Source organism: Enterobacter sp. KBR-315C3_2022, assembly GCF_041399425.1.
Lineage (GTDB): Bacteria > Pseudomonadota > Gammaproteobacteria > Enterobacterales > Enterobacteriaceae > Enterobacter.
The window spans coordinates 18,953-35,938 of sequence record NZ_JBGKEB010000007.1 but is presented as its reverse complement, the minus strand read 5'-3'; the positions used below and the strand labels follow the sequence as shown (position 1 = coordinate 35,938).

Genomic DNA, 16,986 nt, shown 5'->3' with positions numbered 1-16,986 from the left:
TAAGAGGTTTTAACAATGATAAATAAAATTTTAGAGCTATATTCACGCTGTGGAACAAGCCTTTTAGACGATGGGATTCATGATGCTGTGTTGCCGTTGTCTGTAGCAAACGAAGCTCTTGAATTATTTTCAGCCGCAAAGTGGATAGTTCTAGGAGGGGATGTTTATCAGCAAAAAAGTAATAAAATGCAGAACTTTTATGCAGATTGGCACTGTAATCTGAGCAGCCCATCAGAGAGTTGCAACTATGCAAAAGAGCATTTAAGTCTTTTAATAGGCGAAAATATATACGTATCATTTACCATAAAAAATTGAAAAATCCCGGCCACCGCGCCGGTATTTCGTTAGCACCGGCGGCAGCATCGCCGGACAGTTCGCGGGGAACATGGCGAGCAACTTGCTGGTCGGCGCGGACAGCAGCGGCAGCGCCGAGGGCACGACGCGCGCAGCCATCGGGGAAGGAACCGTTACCGTCCGTGATGGCGCAAGCCAGACGCAGGACGTGGCGGACCTGAGCCGCGACACTGCGAATGCCAACGGCAGCATCGACGCCATCTTCGACAAGGAGAAAGAGCAGCGCAGGATGGAGGAGGCGCAGCTTATCGCGGAAATCGGCATGCAGGTGGCGGATATCGCTAAAACGCAGGGTGAAATCGCGAAGCAGTAGGCCATGAAGGACCCGGCCGCGCTCAGCACCGCGGAGGAGAAGCTGAGGGCCGACGGCAGGAGCAACCCGACCCCGCAGGAGATAGCCGACCAGGCCGGGCGCACGGCGATGGAGCAGTACGGCACGGGCAGCGACATGCAGCGCGCCATCCAGGCCGCCACCGCCGCCGCTCAGGGGCTGGCGGGCGGCGACATGACCGCCGCGCTGGCCGGAGCCGCCGCGCCGTACGTGGCGGAAATCATCGGCCACCGGATGGGGCTGGAGAAGGAAGGTAAAGAGGCCGAAAAAGCCGCCGCCCACGCGGTCGCGAACGCCGTGCTGGCCGCGATGCAGGGGAAAGACGCACTTGCGGGCGCGGCGGGAGCGCTGGCCGGAGAGCTGGCGGCGAAAGCGATAATGGAATCGATGTATCCCGGTAAAAAAGCGGGAGACCTTGATGAAACGCAGAAGCAGACCATCAGCGCGCTGGCAACCCTTGCCGCAGGAATAGCGGGCGGCGTAGCGGGCGACGGCACGGCAAACGCCATTGCGGGGGCGCAGGCCGGAAAGACGGTGGTTGAGAATAACTCTCTGGCGCATGTGCTGGCAGCAACTGAAGCGAACAAACCGGGGACAGTAGAGAAATGGCAGGAAGAACAACAGGCTGCGATTAAGGAAGCCTGTAGCGGCGGTACGCCAGTTTCGTGTGAAACAGCCGTTGCAGCAATGGGGAGTTTAATGGCATGGCCGCTTTTACCTGAGGCAATGGCAACAACCAGTCTTATTGGCGCTTCCGCAAATGCAGGAATTAGTTATCTATTCAATGGCGAAGTGACCCCAAATGATGTCATTCTTGGATACTGGACAGGGGCATTAACTGCAAACACTGAGCTAATTGGAACCATGACCTGGAATGCTGCAAACGGAGCAACATCTAGTTATCTCAAAGGTGATGATCCACTCAAAGGCGGGGTAACCAGCGGGATTGCAACTGGCTTTGGCTATGGTGCAGGCAAACTCATCGAGTTACCACTTGATAAGTTCTTGAATCCAATGAAACCGTGGAAAGAATGGATTTGGACAGATATCGGGATGGGAATATCCAAACCACTACCAACTAATCCCGTACCTAGTATTTCTGGCAACATAGCTGGTTCCACAACAACAGAATATGGGAATAACCAAGCAGGAAAAACAAACGAGGAGCAAAAATGAAAAAAAAGTTCTCAAAATGGCCGCTAGCTTTTCTTTATTTAATAGTATCCTTACCTATTGGGATATTTATCTCTGTTACTGTTACACAAATTTTAATGAACGTATTTTATTTTTTCACTGACGGAATAGATCTCAATTTATCATCAATTGATTATTTTAAAATCTTTAAAGGAAGCGTTATTGGTGGTGTTATAGGTGCTATAGGCTGCTGGTATATATACTATAGGAATTATAGAAAACAATGACATATCCATCACAAAGCCAATCATGGTGAAAAATCCTACTATCAGTAGCAGACCATCAGCACGCTGGCGACACTTGCCGCAGGGATAGCGGGCGGCGTAGCGGGAGACGGCACGGCAAGCGCCATTGCGGGGGCGCAGGCCGGGAAGACGACGGTGGAAAATAACACGCTGAGTCTGCCGAAAGGGATGATGGACTATGGCATGGCAGCAACTTCCTGGAATCAGTATGCAGAGGATAACGGGCTATCAGCAGAAGAGAAACTGGCGGGGCTGGATAAACTGGCGAAAGGGGACTTACCGGAAGGGGCTAATATCACTAAAGCGATAGTGGAAGGTTATCAGGATGGGGTATTTATGGCTGGAGCCATTTATCTTGGCCCGACAGTCGCAGTGGGTAAAGGTGTTACTGGTGCGGTTATTGGTGGTGGGGCTAACTCTTTATTCCAGTACATGAATATGTCGCCAGGCAGTGAGTTTAGTTACTACAGCGCTGCCGTAGCGGCAGGTACTGGTTATCTGGCTCCAGGATATAAGATTGGTGGTAACACTCTTATTAATATGGGTGGTGCATATATGACTGATGGACCCAGCTTAACTGGTCAGGGCGGCGCCATTGCGGGGTCGCTGGCCGGAGGATATTTTGGAAAGTATGCTCCAAAGCTGATTGCGCCATACGTAGGGTCTTTTTCCGGTGTGATAGGAGATATTGGTTCTGCTTCGGTTTTTGAAATATCCAATGATACAGTTAAAGAATTAATAAAAAATAAGGATAAAAAACAATGAAGAAGAAAATGACACCTCTTATATTTATTCTTATTTTTATCTATATGACCACGGCTTTTTTTGCACTAGGTGTAGTTACCAGGATTGTAACAGCGGTTATTTATACTGGGGAAGTTTATTTATCGCTATCTGGTGTTATTAAAGTCGTTAAGATGAGTGTTGTCGCAGGAATACTTAGTGCAGTGGGATGTTTAATATTCAACAAAATAGACGAGTACAACACCCGCAAGAAACCACCAGTAGATCCCGATAAATGATCATCCTTGAACCGAAGATCCCTACCACCACCCAGGGATCTTCTCCTTAACCATCAGCCTTTAACCGGCTCGATCCGCAGGGATAGCGTAACCATGCGGTGAACTCATCTTCCAATTGTCTTTTGGTTCGTTAGCATCGGTTTTCTCTCCAGATATCTGAATATTGAGGAAAGAAATCAATGCAGCAACAAAAACTCTGTACGCTTGAAGAACGACGCCAGCATGTTGCCAGCTGGCGCGCCAGCGGCCTGACTCGTCAACAGTACTGCGAATTCTTACCACCATGCCACATCGAAATCCGGCACGGGTATGTCCGGTTAACGGCAGATAGTTGCTGCTTACCCGCATGTAAAGCTCGCAGCAAGCTGAGTCTTCGGTTTCACGCACATAAAACCGTACCGAAATAGTTTGTTCATCATGTCGCCAATTGACGCCCTTTTTATGCTCATGCTCACGATTTTTTGCTTCAGTTTCAATTACTGCACTTTCTGATTAGCCCCTCAGCACGAGACCTTATGCGGGATATCGCCTGGCGGATTAATTTCGCCCGGCGATAACAAAGAGGAGATCACTCCTCCTCATTCCCCCCTTCCTCAAACGCGCCAAAGGGCTTCGCGGGAAGGACGATGTAGGTGCCTTCAAACACTGCGCCCGGCGTTTCATCGCCGAACAGTTCAACCTGCATCTGTACGCGCGCCTTGCGGCCGCGGGCCAGACGGTCGAGGTCGCCGCCGAGCGCGCCGAGGTCGGCCACCGCGCTGGGCTTACCGCTGATCGGGGCGCTGTAGCGAATGTGGGCATCCGCCAGAATAATCGTGCCGCCGAGGTGGCGCTCGCGCAGCATCAGCCAGATCAGCCCCCAACCGGTGAGCGTCGCCAGCGAGAACAGGCTGCCCGCAAACAGCGTATGGTGCGGGTTCTGATTGCCGACTTCCGGCATGGTGGTAATGAACTTTTGCCCGGTGTACTGCTGGATGCGCACGCCCATTTTTTCACTCAGGGGAATGTGCTGATACCAGGCCTGCTGCAGCTGCCCGCACCAGTCGGCGCGGTGCAGAATGTCGTCCAGCGTGGCGATCGGCTTGATCATCAAAAAGTGACGAATCGGCGTGGTTTGCGGTGCGGTGATTTCGCCCTGGTTCACGAAGCCCAGCTTGGCAAAAAAATCCATCGCGTCTTCGCGGGCGCTACAGGTGACGCGCTTAACGCCCTCCTGGCGGGCGACGGACTCGAGCGTCATGGCGATCAGCGTCCCCAGGCCTTTATCCTGAACGGACGGATCCACCGCCATGAAGCGAATCGAGGCTTCGTTATCGCCATTGATATACAAACGTCCGACGGCGACGAGGTTGCCCTCTTCATCCACCACCATCTGGTGGTGCGCCATGGCGTCCCAGGCGTCGCGTTCCGAGCCTTTCGGCTGATGGAGCGGCTTGCGCAGCATTTCCCAGCGGAACTGGTAATACGCTTCCAGTTCTTCTTCCGTTTGCGGTACTCGAAGGTGATACATAGCTGTACTCTCTCTTGTTACCCGCGGCCGCGCCGCCAGCTGGCTCATACCTGGAGCCAGAACGTCACGGGGCCATCGTTCACCAGCGATACCTGCATATCCGCAGCGAATCGTCCGGTTTGCGTGTTCATATCCTGTTGGCGACAGCGCTCAACAAAGTATTCGTAAAGCGCTTCTGCGCGGTCCGGCGCGGCGCCTTTTGAGAAACTCGGACGCATGCCGCGCTCGGTGTCCGCCGCCAGCGTAAACTGGGAAACCACCAGCACGCTGCCGCCCGCCTGCTGAACGTTGAGGTTCATCTTGCCTTCCGCATCGCTAAAGATGCGGTAGCCCAGAACGCGTTCGCACAGGCGGTTCGCCTTTTGTTCGTCATCATCCTTTTCGACACCTAACAACACCAAAAGTCCTGGTCCAATTTCACCCGTCACCTCGTCCTCCACGGTGACGCTGGCACGGGTTACGCGCTGAATTAATGCAATCATGGTTGGTCTGCTTCTTGTTGTTCTTCAGCAAGTGCTGCTTTTTTGAGATCGCGGTATACGCCGAGAGTGACAGTAATTTCGGCGCCAAGCAAGACGATACACCACGTCCAGTAAACCCAGACAAACAAAATGGGGATCACCGCCAGCACGCCGTAAATCAGCTGATAGGACGGGAACATGGTGATGTAGAGGGCGAAGCCTTTCTTGCCCAGCTCAAAGAGAAGGGCCGCCACCAGCGCCCCAATAACGGCGTCGCGATTGGGCACGCGCGTGGTCGGCACCACGCTGTACAGCAGCCAGAAAGAGAGCCACGACAAAATCAGCGGGAAGATGCGCAGGACGTTATCGATCACGGTATTCAGATCGCTCGCCCAGCGCAGCGAAAGCAGGTACGAGCTGATGGCCAGGCTTGCCCCCGCCAGCAGCGGGCCTAGCGTTAAGATCATCCAGTAGACGGCAAACGAGTAAACCTTGGGCCGCGCTTTTTTACTCCGCCAGATGGTGTTGAGCGCGCTATCAATGGCGTACATCAGCAGCAGCGCCGTGACGATCAGCCCGCACGCCCCCACCGCCGTCATCTTGCTGGAGTTGGCGACAAACTGCTCGATGTAGTTCTGAATGATGTCGCCGGTGGCGGGGATGAAATTCGCGAAAACGAAGTGGCGAAGCTGCACGCTCACGTCCGCAAACATCGGGAAGGCGGAAAATAGCGCAAAGATAACGGCCACCAGCGGCACCAGCGAAAGCAGCGACACGTAGGCAAGGTTGCCCGCCAGCGTGGTCATGTTGTCTTCGTCAATGCGGTGCCAGAGGAGCTTCAGCCACGCGCGCAGCGGTCTTGTGTGGTGCGTGGCTTTTTGATGAACGGTTTTTAGCATAGCTGCTTCGCAAAGTAGTTCGGTATCGTCTCTTTTCCGGTCACCAGAATTGACGTGATGCCGAGCTGGTTAGCTCCCTCGATATTTTCGGCATTGTCGTCGAAAAAGACGGCATCGGCGGCGGAAACGCCTTCCGCCTGAAGTACGGCCTGATAAATCCGCGCTTCCGGTTTGCGCATGCCCATCTCCTGGGAAAGAAAGACCTTATCGGCCGCGGCATGGATTTCAGGGTATTCGTCCGGCCAGAAGGTGGTGTGCAGACGGTTGGTATTCGATAGCACAACCACGCGATGGCCCTGCTCGCGCAGCTTATGCATGATGTCCGTCACTTCCGGGCGGATCGCGACAAATACCGCCTGCCAGCCGTGAGAAAACTGCTCGTAGCTTAACGACAGCCCCATCTCCTGGCAGAAACGTTCTGCGAACGCTTCGTCGCTGATTTCGCCGCGCTCGTGCTGATGGAAGGTGTCACTCATTGCGAAGTTCTGTTTTAACGTCGCCAGCGGAACACGGCTAAAATCGCTCCATGCGCCCAGCACCCGGTTAAAATCGATGTCGACGATGACATTTCCTAAGTCAAAGATATAAAGCATGTTTATCTCCTTTCGCCGTGGAAAAGTAACTGTAGCGGGAAAGAGAAGGTTTGGCTATGCGCCAGGTTCAGCTTAGAGAAAGGAGCAGCCCGAACCTGACGCCCGGGCCGTGAGAGCATTAACCCGCCTGCTGTTCTTCTCCGCAATGGACCTCAACCACTTCAACCTTGCTGGATTTAAGGTGGTTTTGCAGCGCGGAGCCGGGGAGCTCATCGGTGAAGAGCGCGGTGGCCTGCGCCACGTTGCCAATTTCAACCGCCGCGGAGGCGTGATATTTCGTATGATCGGCCGCCAGTAAAATGTGGCGCGAGTGGGCGATCATGGTTTTCACCACGCTGGCCTCGTTGACGTCAAACTCCATCATCGCGCCGTCGTGCTCGATGGCCCCGACGCTGGTCACGAGGTAGTCCGCCCGAAAGCCGGACACAAAGGCCGTCGCCGCCGGGCCGATAATGCCGCCGTTGTGGGCGCGCAGCGTGCCGCCGGGCACCATCACTTCGAAACGCGGATTCTTATACAGAATATGCGCCACCCGCAGGCTATTGGTGATGATGCGCAGATGATTGTGGTTCAGCAGCGCCCGGGCCACGTGCTCCACGGTCGTCCCGATAGTGATAAAAATGGTGGAGCCATCGGGAATATAGTCCGCAATCGCTTCGGCAATCGCCCGCTTCTCTTCGGTCAGCGATACTTCGCGCTGCTCAAAGGCGGTGTTGACCACGCTGGATGCCCTGCCCGCGCCGCCGTGATGGCGCGTGATCAGCCCCTGCTCGCTGAGCTTACGAATATCGCGGCGGATCGTCTGCGTCGACACCTCCAGCAGCTGCGCGAGCTCATCAATATTCATGTAGCCACGTTCGGCAATCAGCGTCAGCAGCTGGTCGTGGCGCGGATTGCCGGTCAGCTCGGTAAGGCTCATGGGTTGTCCTCTGAAAACCATCTCGTCCCGCATTTTAACCATAAAGTGACAAAAAAGAGCGGGTTTGTGCACAGTCTGGGATACCCGCTCGCCCGCCAGGCCGCGTGCATTTCAGCGCGGCAACGGCGCTGGCAAAGCGAATAATATCAACGCCCGCCTGGCCTTGCGCCAGGCTGAATGCAAAGGCACCGTGGAAAACATCTCCCGCGCCGGTGGTGTCGACCACCTCCACCTTATAGCCTGGCTGGTGCTTAATCTGCTGATTCTCAAGCCACAGGCACCCTTCGGCACCGTTAGTGACATACACCTGTCCGTTTGTGAGCGTTTGCGACTTCTTCAGCGCCAGGCGGATATCCTGCTCGCCGGTCATTTTCCGCAGCCCGGGTGCGGAGAAGACCGCATGATCGCTTAACGCCACCAGGCTGGTGATGTCCTGCGGGGTGATGTCGCCGTCGAGTACCGTTACCGCCCCTGCCCGTCGCGCCAGGGTAAACGCCTTCTGCGTTCCCTCGTGCCAGCGAACGTCGGCCAGAACGACGTCCCACTGCGTGAAGTCGATCTCCTCCAGCCAGTCCGCGTCGGCCAGCAGGTCGGGGCTTGGGTAGTTCACGATGACGCGCTCACCCTGCGCATCCACCATAATCGCAGACTGCGAAGAGCGGGCGTTAGCGTAACGCTTGCAGTAGCGCGTGTTAACCCCCAAAGACTCCAGCTCCTGCAGCAGGCTCTGCCCGGTATCGTCATCCCCGACCCGGCCAATAAAATCAACCTGCGCCCCTAATTTCGCGGCGGCGACGGCAGCCGTTGCCGCTGGCCCGCCGCCGACTTCCCGGTAGTTATTCGCCACGTACTTTCCCCCTTCCGTGGGCAATCCCTCAACGTAATAAATCCTGTCCATCACGGTAATTCCGATACAAGCAATGCGAATCATGGCTGTTCCTTAAGCGTGAAAACCTGCCGCTATTTTAATTTTGCCAAATGTTTAAAAAGTGACGGCTGTCAATTTTTTGACCATAAATTACAAATACGATCAAAAACAGACAACGCAAACGCGCAATTTTTGACAAAACATGACACCACCAGCAGGAGAATCGTATGTCTGTCATCGCATTTATCGGCCTGGGGCAAATGGGCGCCCCGATGGCGAGCAACCTGCTCAACGCAGGGCACCAGCTTCAGGTTTATGACGTGAACCCGGAAGCGGTAAAAAAGCTTGTCGCCAAAGGCGCACAGGCCGCCGCCACGCCGGCTAACGCAGCCGAAGCGGCAGAGTTTGTCATCACCATGCTGCCCAACGGCGATCTGGTGCGCAGCGTGCTGTTCGGGGAAAACGGCGTGTGTGAATCGCTTAAGCGCGACGCGCTGGTCATCGATATGTCCACCATCCACCCGCTTCAAACGGACAAACTCATCGCCGAGATGCAGGCGCGCGGCTTCAGCATGATGGATGTGCCGGTGGGCCGCACGTCGGACAACGCCATTTCCGGCACCCTGCTGCTGCTGGCGGGCGGTAGCGAGCAGCAGGTCGAACGCGCCAAGCCGGTACTGATGTTGATGGGCAGCGAGCTCATCAACGCAGGCGGGCCGGGCATGGGCATCCGCGTAAAGCTGATCAACAACTACATGAGCATCGCCCTGAACGCCCTTTCCGCTGAGGCCGCCACGCTCTGTGAGGCGCTGGGGCTTTCGCTGGACGTCGCCCTCAGCGTGATGAGCGGCACCGCGGCCGGAAAAGGCCATTTCACGACCACCTGGCCGAACAAGGTGCTCAAAGGCGATCTTTCCCCTGCCTTCATGATCGACCTCGCCCACAAAGATCTGGGCATTGCCCTGGACGTTGCTAACCAGCTTCACGTTCCCATGCCGCTCGGCGCCGCTTCCCGCGAGGTTTACAGCCAGGCGCGCGCCGCCGGACGCGGCCGGGAAGACTGGTCAGCCATTCTGGAGCAGGTGCGCACCAGCGCCGGGCTCAAACGCTAATTTCACGTACCTACAAGGATTGACCTTATGACGCAGTACACCCTGAAAGAGATCACCCGCCCGTCCGGCGGTTTTGCGATGCTGGCGGTCGATCAGCGCGAAGCGATGCGCCTGATGTTTTCTGCCGCAGGCATGAAGGGGCCGATCGCCGACCAGCAGCTCACCGATTTTAAAGTCAGCGCGGCAAAAATCCTGTCGCCGCACGCCTCTGCCGTGCTGGTCGATCGCCAGTTCTGCTATCGCCAGATTATCGAGCAGCAGGCCGTCGCCAACAGCTGCGCGATGATTGTGGCCGCCGATGAATTTATTCCGGGCAACGGCATTCCTGTCGACAGCGTGGTGATTGATAAAAGCCTCGACGTTACGGCCCTCAAGCGCGAAGGCGCCAAAGCGCTGAAGCTGCTGGTGCTCTGGCGCAGCGATGAAGATCCGCAGCAGCGCCTGCAGATGGTTCATGAATTTAACCAGCTCTGCCACAGCCACGGGCTGTTGAGCATTATTGAACCGGTGGTGCGCCCACCGCGCCGCGGCGATAGGTTCGATCGCGAGCAGGCCATCATCGATACCGCAAAAGAACTCGGCGACAGCGGAGCCGATCTCTACAAAGTGGAAATGCCGCTCTTTGGTAAAGGCACGCAGCCGGAGCTGCTGACCGCGGCGCAGCGCCTGAACGAACACATCAATATGCCGTGGGTGATCCTCTCATCCGGCGTTGATGAAAAGCTGTTCCCGCGCGCCGTTCGCGTGGCCATGCAGGCCGGGGCCTCCGGCTTCCTGGCCGGGCGCGCCGTGTGGTCAACCGTCGTCGGCCTCCCGGATACAGAACTGATGCTGCGCGATATTTCCGCGCCGAAATTGCAACGTTTAGGCGACATCGTCGACGAAATGATGGCCCGCCGCTAATAAAAGGATATTCCAATGAAATGGTTTAACACGCTGAGCCACAACCGTTGGCTTGAACAGGAAACGGACCGCATTTTTGAGTTTGGTAAAAACGCCGCCGTGCCTACGGGCTTTGGCTGGCTGGGAAATAAAGGGCAGATCAAAGCCGATCAGGGCACGCACCTGTGGATCACCGCCCGCATGCTGCATACCTATTCCGTCGCCGCCAACATGGGTCGTCCGGGCGCGTATGCGCTGGTGGAGCACGGCATTAACGCGCTGAACGGCGCGCTGCGCGATAAAAAGCACGGCGGCTGGTACGCCTGCGTGAATGACGAAGGCGTGATCGACGCGTCCAAGCAGGGCTATCAGCATTTCTTCGTTCTGCTGGGCGCGGCAAGCGCCGTCACCACCGGCCATCCTGCCGCTCGCCAGCTGCTTGATGACGCTATCGAGATCATCGAGAAGTACTTCTGGAGCGAAGAAGAGCAGATGTGCCTGGAGTCGTGGGACGAAGCCTTTAGCAAAACCGAGGACTACCGCGGCGGGAACGCCAACATGCACGCCGTCGAGGCGTTCCTGATCGTCTACGACGTGACGCACGACCGCAAATGGCTCGACCGCGCCCTGCGCGTGGCCTCGGTGATTATTCACGACGTGGCCCGCAAAGGGGACTATCGCGTTAACGAACATTTCGACACCCAGTGGAACCCTATTCGCGATTACAACAAAGAGAATCCTGCCCACCGCTTCCGCGCCTATGGCGGCACGCCGGGCCACTGGATCGAGTGGGGTCGCCTGATGCTTCATCTGCGCGCCGCGCTGGAAGCCCGCTTTGAAACGCCGCCGGAGTGGCTGCTGGAAGATGCCAAAGGCCTGTTCCACGCGACCATTCGCGACGCGTGGGCGCCGGATGGCGCAGACGGCATCGTGTATACCGTCGACTGGGACGGCAAACCAATCGTGCGTGAACGCGTGCGCTGGCCCATCGTGGAAGCCATGGGAACGGCCTACGCGCTGTGGACCGTCACCGGCGAGAAGCAGTATGAGACCTGGTATCAGACCTGGTGGGAATACTGCATCAAGTACCTGATGGACTATGAAAACGGTTCGTGGTGGCAGGAGCTGGACACCAATAACGAAGTGACCACCAAAGTGTGGGACGGCAAGCAGGATATTTACCATCTGCTGCACTGCCTGGTGATCCCGCGCCTGCCGCTGGCTCCGGGGCTTGCGCCGGCTGTGGCTGCCGGGCTGCTGGACAGCCTGGCGAAGTAAGCGGCGGCTTCATTGTCATTGCCGGATGGCGCTTCGCTTATCCGGCCTACAAAACAAGGCAAATAGCGGAGAGAGGGAATGCATAAGAGTGGCGTCACCATCGTATTGGCTGCGGGAGACTACCGGGCAGAGATCGTGAGCGTTGGCGCGGGCATCGCCTCGCTGACGCACCGCGGTCGTCACCTCGTCATCCCGCATCCTCCGGAAGAGATGCCGCTGGCGCATCTGGGGAAAGTCCTGCTTCCCTGGCCTAATCGCATCGCGGACGGGAGCTATGAGTACGGCGGGCGCACGTTTACTCCTGCGATCAACGATCGCGCAGGGAATACCGCCATCCATGGGCTGCTGGCGTGGCAAAACTGGCAGATTGTGGAGCAGACGCCCGGGCGCGTCACGCTGTCTGCGTTTTTAGCGCCGACCTATGGATACCCTTTCATGCTCTCCGCCGAGGTGAGCTACTGGCTGGATGAAACCGTGGGCCTCAGCGCCCGCATTTTTAGCCGCAATATCGGGGATGTCACCGCGCCGTATGGCGCGGGCATCCACCCGTATCTGACCTGTGATCTGCAACCCGTTGACGAGTGCGAGCTACGGCTGCCTACCCGCGACGTTTTTGATGTGGTTAGGAAAACGATGTTGACGGACCCCAGACTCGATTTCCTGACGTCGCGCCCCGTCGGCGGCACGCAAATCGATCACACCTTTAAAGCGCCGGAAGGCCAAAGCGCCTATCAGGTTGAAATGACGCATCCGCAAACGGGCCTGTCCGTCCGGCTGCAAACCCGCGCGCCGTGGTTGCAGGTTTACTCGGGTGAAAAGCTGGAGCGGAAAGGGATGGCCGTCGAACCGATGAGCTGCCCGCCGAACGCCTTTAATTCCGGCATTGATTTGGTGCATCTCAATCCGGGCGACGGCCACTCGATGTGCTTTGACATTGGCTGCAAATAACAAAAAAAGAAACGCTTACCCTACAACGGAGGTCGTTATGGCTTCGCAATTTACTGATATAGAACTGATCACCCAGGACGATGGCTTTACGCTGTCGTTCCAGGCTCGTCCCATTCTGCATCACAGCCGTCAAACGCCATGCCTGTGGCTTGGAACGGGGACGGCCGATATTGAGATGTTTCGCGGCAACTTCAGCATCAAAGATAAGCTTCGCGAGAAAATCGCGCTGACGGAAGCCAGCGTACAAAAGCACGACTCAGGCTGGCGCATTCTCTTTTCACGCGGCGACACGGCCCGCGCCACGCTCGCCGTTCATCAGGATGAAAACGGTCGCCTGGTGCTGGATCTTCACAACGATAACGCCAGCCACAACCGCATCTGGCTGAGGGTAGCGGCGAAGCCAGAAGATCACATTTACGGCTGCGGCGAACAGTTCTCCTATTTTGATCTGCGCGGTAAACCCTTCCCGCTCTGGACCAGTGAACAGGGCGTGGGGCGCAATAAAAAAACGCACGTGACCTGGCTTGCCGACTGCAAGGAAAACGCCGGAGGCGACTACTACTGGACCTTCTTCCCCCAGCCGACGTTTGTCAGCACCCAAAAGTATTACTGCCACGTGGATAACAGCGGGTACATGAATTTCGACTTCAGCGCCCCGGACTTTCACGAGCTGGCTTTCTGGGAGGATAACGCCACGCTGCGCTTTGAATGTGCGCCAACGTACGTCGATCTGCTGGAAAAATTAACGGCGCTGCTCGGCCGCCAGCCTGAGCTGCCGGACTGGGTTTACGACGGCGTGACCCTGGGCGTGCAGGGCGGCACCGACGTGTGCCAGCAAAAGCTCGACGCCATGCGCGAAGGCGGCGTGAAGGTGAACGGCATCTGGGCGCAGGACTGGTCCGGCATCCGCATGACCTCGTTCGGCAAGCGCGTGATGTGGAACTGGAAGTGGAACCGCGAGCTGTATCCGCAGCTTGATCAACGCATCGCGCAGTGGAAGCAGGAGGGCGTGCGGTTCCTCTCCTATATCAACCCCTACGTCGCCAGCGACAAAGACCTTTGCGACGAGGCGGCGAAGCGCGGCTATCTGACCAAAGACGCCGACGGCAAGGACTACCACGTTGAGTTCGGCGAGTTTTACGCGGGCGTTATCGACCTGACCAATCCGGAAGCCTACGACTGGTACAAAGAGGTGATTAAAAAGAACCTGATTGCGCTGGGCTGCGGCGGCTGGATGGCCGACTTCGGGGAATATCTGCCGACCGATACCTTCCTGCACAACGGCGTCAGCGCGGAGATCATGCATAATGCCTGGCCCGCGCTGTGGGCGAAGTGTAACTACGAGGCGCTGGAAGAGACCGGCAAGCTCGGCGAGATCCTGTTCTTTATGCGCGCGGGTTACACCGGCAGCCAGAAGTACGCCACCATGATGTGGGCGGGCGATCAGAACGTCGACTGGAGCCTCGACGACGGGCTGGCCTCGGTGATCCCGGCGGCGCTCTCTCTGGCCATGAGCGGACACGGCCTGCACCACAGCGATATCGGCGGTTACACCACCCTCTTCGAGATGAAGCGCAGCAAAGAGCTGCTGTTGCGCTGGTGCGATTTCAGCGCCTTCACGCCGATGATGCGCACCCACGAGGGCAATCGTCCTGGCGATAACTGGCAGTTCGACGGCGACGCGGAAACCATCGCCCACTTCGCGCGTATGACTACGGTTTTCACCACGCTGAAGCCGTATATCAAAGCCGCCGTCGCGCAGAACGCCAAAAGCGGCCTGCCGGTCATGCGCCCCCTGTTCCTGCACTACGAGGACGATCGGCGCACCTACGACCTGAAATATCAGTATCTGCTTGGGCGTGACCTGCTGGTGGCGCCGGTTTACGAGCAGGGACGACGCGACTGGACGGTATATCTGCCGCAGGACAGATGGATCCACGTCTGGACAGGCCAGGAATACGCGGGCGGTGACGTTACCGTTGACGCCCCGCTCGGGCAACCGCCGGTCTTTTATCGCGCCAGCAGTGAATGGCAATCGCTCTTCGCCCCACTCCGCACCCTGGCTATCCGAGGCTAATCATGGACTTTTTTACGCTCTTTACGCCCGACGGCGTTCAGCTGGACTACAGCGTCATGGCGCTGGTTATCGCCATTATGTTTATGTACACCTTCGTTGGCATTTGCGCCGGATTCGGCGGGGCATTAACCACGATGCCGCTGATTACCCTGCTGCTGCCGTTAAAAATGGCCGCGCCGATGTCGGTGATTGTCGGCACCGCCACCGCGCTGTACGCCACCTGGCTGTCGCGCAAAGAAACGAACTGGCGCTCCGCGCTGGTGCTGATTGTGTTCTCCTTTGCAGGCATTCCGGTGGGGATTTACGCGCTGTCGTACCTACCCGATCACATCATGAAAATCGGCCTTGGCGGTTTCCTGATCCTCTACTCGTTCTACAGCCTGTTTATTCCGCGTCTGCCGGTGTACGACAAAAACTGGATCGCCATGCCGATCGGCGTGATTGCCGGCGCGCTGGGATCGGCGTTTTCCACTAACGGGCCGCCGGTGGTGATTTACGGCATGCTGCGCAATCTGGCTCCGGCCGCTTTTCGCGGTACGCTGAACGCGTTTTTCACCGCCAACAACATCGCCATTATCGGGGGGCTCACCACCAGCGGCATTCTGACGGTGTCGACCGTCAAGCTGGTGCTGTTCTGCATCCCGACCATGATTCTGGGCTCGCTGGTGGGCCAGTACGTGCATAAGCGGATTTCCGTTAACGTATTCCGTGTGATGGTGTTTTTACTGCTGATTGCCTCCGGCGCGATGCTGATTAAAGGCGCTACCGGGATTTCCGCGCTCAGCGCGCTGCTGCCTGTCTTTGGCCTGCTGCTGGTGCTGCACCTGCTGTTTGGCAAAAAGGTCGCGGCGATCCGCGCGGCTAGTCAGTCATAAGAAGGAGCGGGCGATGAGTCAGGTTATCAGTGAAAGCGGCAGCGATCCGGCACGGTTGCGTTTGCCGTTTAAAGAGAAGGTCGCCTACGGGATGGGCGAGCTCGGGTCGAATATCCTGCTGGATATCGGCACCCTGTATCTGCTGAAATTTTACACCGACGTGCTGGGACTGCCCGGCACCTACGGTGGGGTTATCTTTCTGGTGGCGAAGTTCTTTACGGCCTTTACCGATATGGGCACCGGCATCATGCTCGACTCGCGCCGAAAGATTGGCCCGACAGGCAAGTTCCGCCCGTTCGTGCTGTACGCCGCCTTCCCGGTGGCGCTGTTGGCGGTGGCCAACTTTGTCGGCACGCCGTTTGATATCACCGGGAAGACGCTCATCGCCACGCTGCTGTTCATGCTCTACGGCCTGGTCTTCAGCATGATGAACTGCTCCTACGGGGCAATGGTGCCTGCCATCACCAAAAATCCGGACGAGCGGGCTTCGCTTGCGGCCTGGCGTCAGGGAGGCGCAACGCTCGGGCTGCTGCTCTGCACGGTGGGCTTCGTGCCGGTGATGAACCTGATGGAGGGAAATCCGCAGCGTGGCTATATTTTTGCCGCCGCGCTGTTTTCCCTTTGCGGCCTGTTCTGTATGTGGTGCTGCTACGCTGGCGTGAAGGAGCGCTATGTAGAAACCCAGCCCGCCAATCCGGCACAAAAACCCGGATTGCTTGCCTCGTTTCGCGCCATCGCCGGGAATCGCCCGCTGTTTATCCTCTGCATTGCCAATCTCTGCACGCTTGGGGCGTTCAACGTTAAGCTCGCGATTCAGGTGTATTACACGCAGTACGTGCTTAACGACCCGATTCTTTTGTCCTGGATGGGCTTCTTCAGCATGGGCTGCATCTTTGTCGGCGTGTTTTTGATGCCCGGCGCGGTGCGGCGCTTCGGCAAGAAAAAGGTCTATCTCGGCGGCCTGCTGATTTGGGTGACAGGCGATCTGCTCAACTACTTCTTCGGCGGCGGCTCGGTGAGCTTTGTGGCGTTCTCCTGCCTGGCGTTTTTCGGTTCCGCTTTCGTTAACAGCCTGAACTGGGCGCTGGTGTCCGACACCGTTGAATACGGCGAGTGGCGAACCGGCGTGCGCTCGGAAGGTACGGTATACACCGGTTTTACCTTCTTTCGCAAAGTCTCCCAGGCGCTGGCCGGTTTCTTCCCTGGACTGATGCTCACGCAAATCGGCTATGTGCCCAACGTGGTGCAATCCACCAGCACGGTGGAAGGCCTTCGCGAGCTGATTTTTATCTGGCCGAGCGCGCTGGCGGTCATCACCATCGTGGCAATGGGCTTTTTCTATACCCTCGATGAGAAGATGTACGTCCGCATCGTAAAAGAAATCGAAACGCGTAAGCGTACGGCCTGATGGACAATGA

Annotated in this window: 20 protein-coding genes and 1 pseudogene; 14 read left to right on the top strand and 7 right to left on the bottom strand. The window is 57.1% G+C overall.

The window, feature by feature from the left end; translation table 11 throughout:
• Positions 1–15 precede the first annotated feature (15 nt).
• The 7 genes and pseudogenes from AB8804_RS09380 to AB8804_RS09350 all read left to right on the top strand — a co-directional run bounded on the left by AB8804_RS09380 (position 16) and on the right by AB8804_RS09350 (position 3,146).
• On the top strand, positions 16–315 hold the full coding sequence (locus AB8804_RS09380) for a hypothetical protein (RefSeq protein WP_371185276.1): 300 nt from the start codon (positions 16–18) through the stop codon (positions 313–315).
• 70 nt (positions 316–385) lie between these two features.
• The gene (locus AB8804_RS09375) at positions 386–667 is read left to right on the top strand and encodes a hypothetical protein (RefSeq protein ID WP_371185274.1); all 282 of its coding nucleotides are present in this window, start codon (positions 386–388) and stop codon (positions 665–667) included.
• Positions 668–670: 3 nt separating this feature from the next.
• Positions 671–1,861 carry a VENN motif pre-toxin domain-containing protein gene (locus AB8804_RS09370; RefSeq protein ID WP_371185272.1) on the top strand — a complete coding sequence of 397 codons (1,191 nt, stop codon included), beginning with the start codon at positions 671–673 and terminating at the stop codon, positions 1,859–1,861.
• Positions 1,858–2,106: a hypothetical protein gene (locus AB8804_RS09365; protein WP_371185270.1), complete on the top strand. Its 249-nt coding sequence runs from the start codon at positions 1,858–1,860 to the stop codon at positions 2,104–2,106. The genes AB8804_RS09370 and AB8804_RS09365 overlap by 4 nt, the downstream gene beginning before the upstream one ends.
• A 54-nt stretch (positions 2,107–2,160) precedes the next feature.
• Positions 2,161–2,220 (top strand): annotated as a pseudogene (locus tag AB8804_RS09360) (VENN motif pre-toxin domain-containing protein); the annotation flags it as partial.
• 39 nt (positions 2,221–2,259) lie between these two features.
• On the top strand, positions 2,260–2,889 hold the full coding sequence (locus AB8804_RS09355) for an adhesin (RefSeq protein ID WP_371185268.1): 630 nt from the start codon (positions 2,260–2,262) through the stop codon (positions 2,887–2,889).
• A complete protein-coding gene (locus AB8804_RS09350; protein ID WP_371185266.1) occupies positions 2,886–3,146 on the top strand; it encodes a hypothetical protein in 261 nt (86 codons plus the stop codon). Before AB8804_RS09355 ends, AB8804_RS09350 begins: the two co-directional genes overlap by 4 nt.
• 60 nt (positions 3,147–3,206) lie before the next feature.
• Here AB8804_RS09350 and AB8804_RS09345 read toward each other — a convergent pair whose 3' ends face one another.
• From AB8804_RS09345 to AB8804_RS09315, 7 genes are all read right to left on the bottom strand, one after another.
• Positions 3,207–3,533: a hypothetical protein gene (locus tag AB8804_RS09345; protein ID WP_371185264.1), complete on the bottom strand. Its 327-nt coding sequence runs from the start codon at positions 3,531–3,533 to the stop codon at positions 3,207–3,209.
• A 181-nt stretch (positions 3,534–3,714) separates the two neighbouring features.
• Positions 3,715–4,656 carry a fatty acid biosynthesis protein FabY gene (gene fabY / locus AB8804_RS09340; protein WP_371185262.1) on the bottom strand — a complete coding sequence of 314 codons (942 nt, stop codon included), beginning with the start codon at positions 4,654–4,656 and terminating at the stop codon, positions 3,715–3,717.
• A 44-nt stretch (positions 4,657–4,700) separates the two neighbouring features.
• A complete protein-coding gene (dtd, locus tag AB8804_RS09335) occupies positions 4,701–5,138 on the bottom strand; it encodes a D-aminoacyl-tRNA deacylase (protein ID WP_203465378.1) in 438 nt (145 codons plus the stop codon).
• On the bottom strand, positions 5,135–6,016 hold the full coding sequence (locus AB8804_RS09330) for a virulence factor BrkB family protein (protein WP_371185260.1): 882 nt from the start codon (positions 6,014–6,016) through the stop codon (positions 5,135–5,137). The genes dtd and AB8804_RS09330 overlap by 4 nt, the downstream gene beginning before the upstream one ends.
• Positions 6,010–6,609 (bottom strand): glucose-1-phosphatase, encoded by a 600-nt coding sequence (yihX, locus tag AB8804_RS09325; RefSeq protein WP_371185258.1) that lies wholly within the window; start codon positions 6,607–6,609, stop codon positions 6,010–6,012. Before yihX ends, AB8804_RS09330 begins: the two co-directional genes overlap by 7 nt.
• A 118-nt stretch (positions 6,610–6,727) precedes the next feature.
• Positions 6,728–7,528: a DeoR/GlpR family DNA-binding transcription regulator gene (locus tag AB8804_RS09320; RefSeq protein WP_371185256.1), complete on the bottom strand. Its 801-nt coding sequence runs from the start codon at positions 7,526–7,528 to the stop codon at positions 6,728–6,730.
• 34 nt (positions 7,529–7,562) lie between these two features.
• Positions 7,563–8,459: a sugar kinase gene (locus tag AB8804_RS09315; RefSeq protein ID WP_371185254.1), complete on the bottom strand. Its 897-nt coding sequence runs from the start codon at positions 8,457–8,459 to the stop codon at positions 7,563–7,565.
• A gap of 164 nt (positions 8,460–8,623) precedes the next feature.
• On the opposite strand from AB8804_RS09315, the gene yihU reads away from it, so the two are divergent.
• From yihU to AB8804_RS09280, 7 genes are all read left to right on the top strand, one after another.
• Positions 8,624–9,508, top strand: a complete 885-nt coding sequence (gene yihU, locus AB8804_RS09310; protein WP_371185252.1) for a sulfolactaldehyde 3-reductase — start codon at positions 8,624–8,626, stop codon at positions 9,506–9,508.
• 27 nt (positions 9,509–9,535) lie between these two features.
• Complete coding sequence (yihT, locus tag AB8804_RS09305; RefSeq protein ID WP_371185250.1) at positions 9,536–10,411, top strand: sulfofructosephosphate aldolase; 876 nt, start codon at positions 9,536–9,538, stop codon at positions 10,409–10,411.
• Positions 10,412–10,426: 15 nt separating this feature from the next.
• Positions 10,427–11,668 (top strand): sulfoquinovose isomerase, encoded by a 1,242-nt coding sequence (gene yihS / locus AB8804_RS09300; RefSeq protein WP_371185248.1) that lies wholly within the window; start codon positions 10,427–10,429, stop codon positions 11,666–11,668.
• 78 nt (positions 11,669–11,746) lie between these two features.
• Positions 11,747–12,616, top strand: coding sequence for an aldose-1-epimerase (locus tag AB8804_RS09295; RefSeq protein WP_371185246.1), 870 nt, complete (start codon positions 11,747–11,749; stop codon positions 12,614–12,616).
• Between the two features lie 37 nt (positions 12,617–12,653).
• Complete coding sequence (locus AB8804_RS09290; protein ID WP_371185244.1) at positions 12,654–14,693, top strand: alpha-glucosidase; 2,040 nt, start codon at positions 12,654–12,656, stop codon at positions 14,691–14,693.
• A 2-nt stretch (positions 14,694–14,695) separates the two neighbouring features.
• The gene (locus tag AB8804_RS09285; RefSeq protein ID WP_371185242.1) at positions 14,696–15,568 is read left to right on the top strand and encodes a sulfite exporter TauE/SafE family protein; all 873 of its coding nucleotides are present in this window, start codon (positions 14,696–14,698) and stop codon (positions 15,566–15,568) included.
• A gap of 13 nt (positions 15,569–15,581) precedes the next feature.
• A complete protein-coding gene (locus AB8804_RS09280; protein WP_371185240.1) occupies positions 15,582–16,976 on the top strand; it encodes an MFS transporter in 1,395 nt (464 codons plus the stop codon).
• The last annotated feature ends 10 nt before the right edge of the window (positions 16,977–16,986 follow it).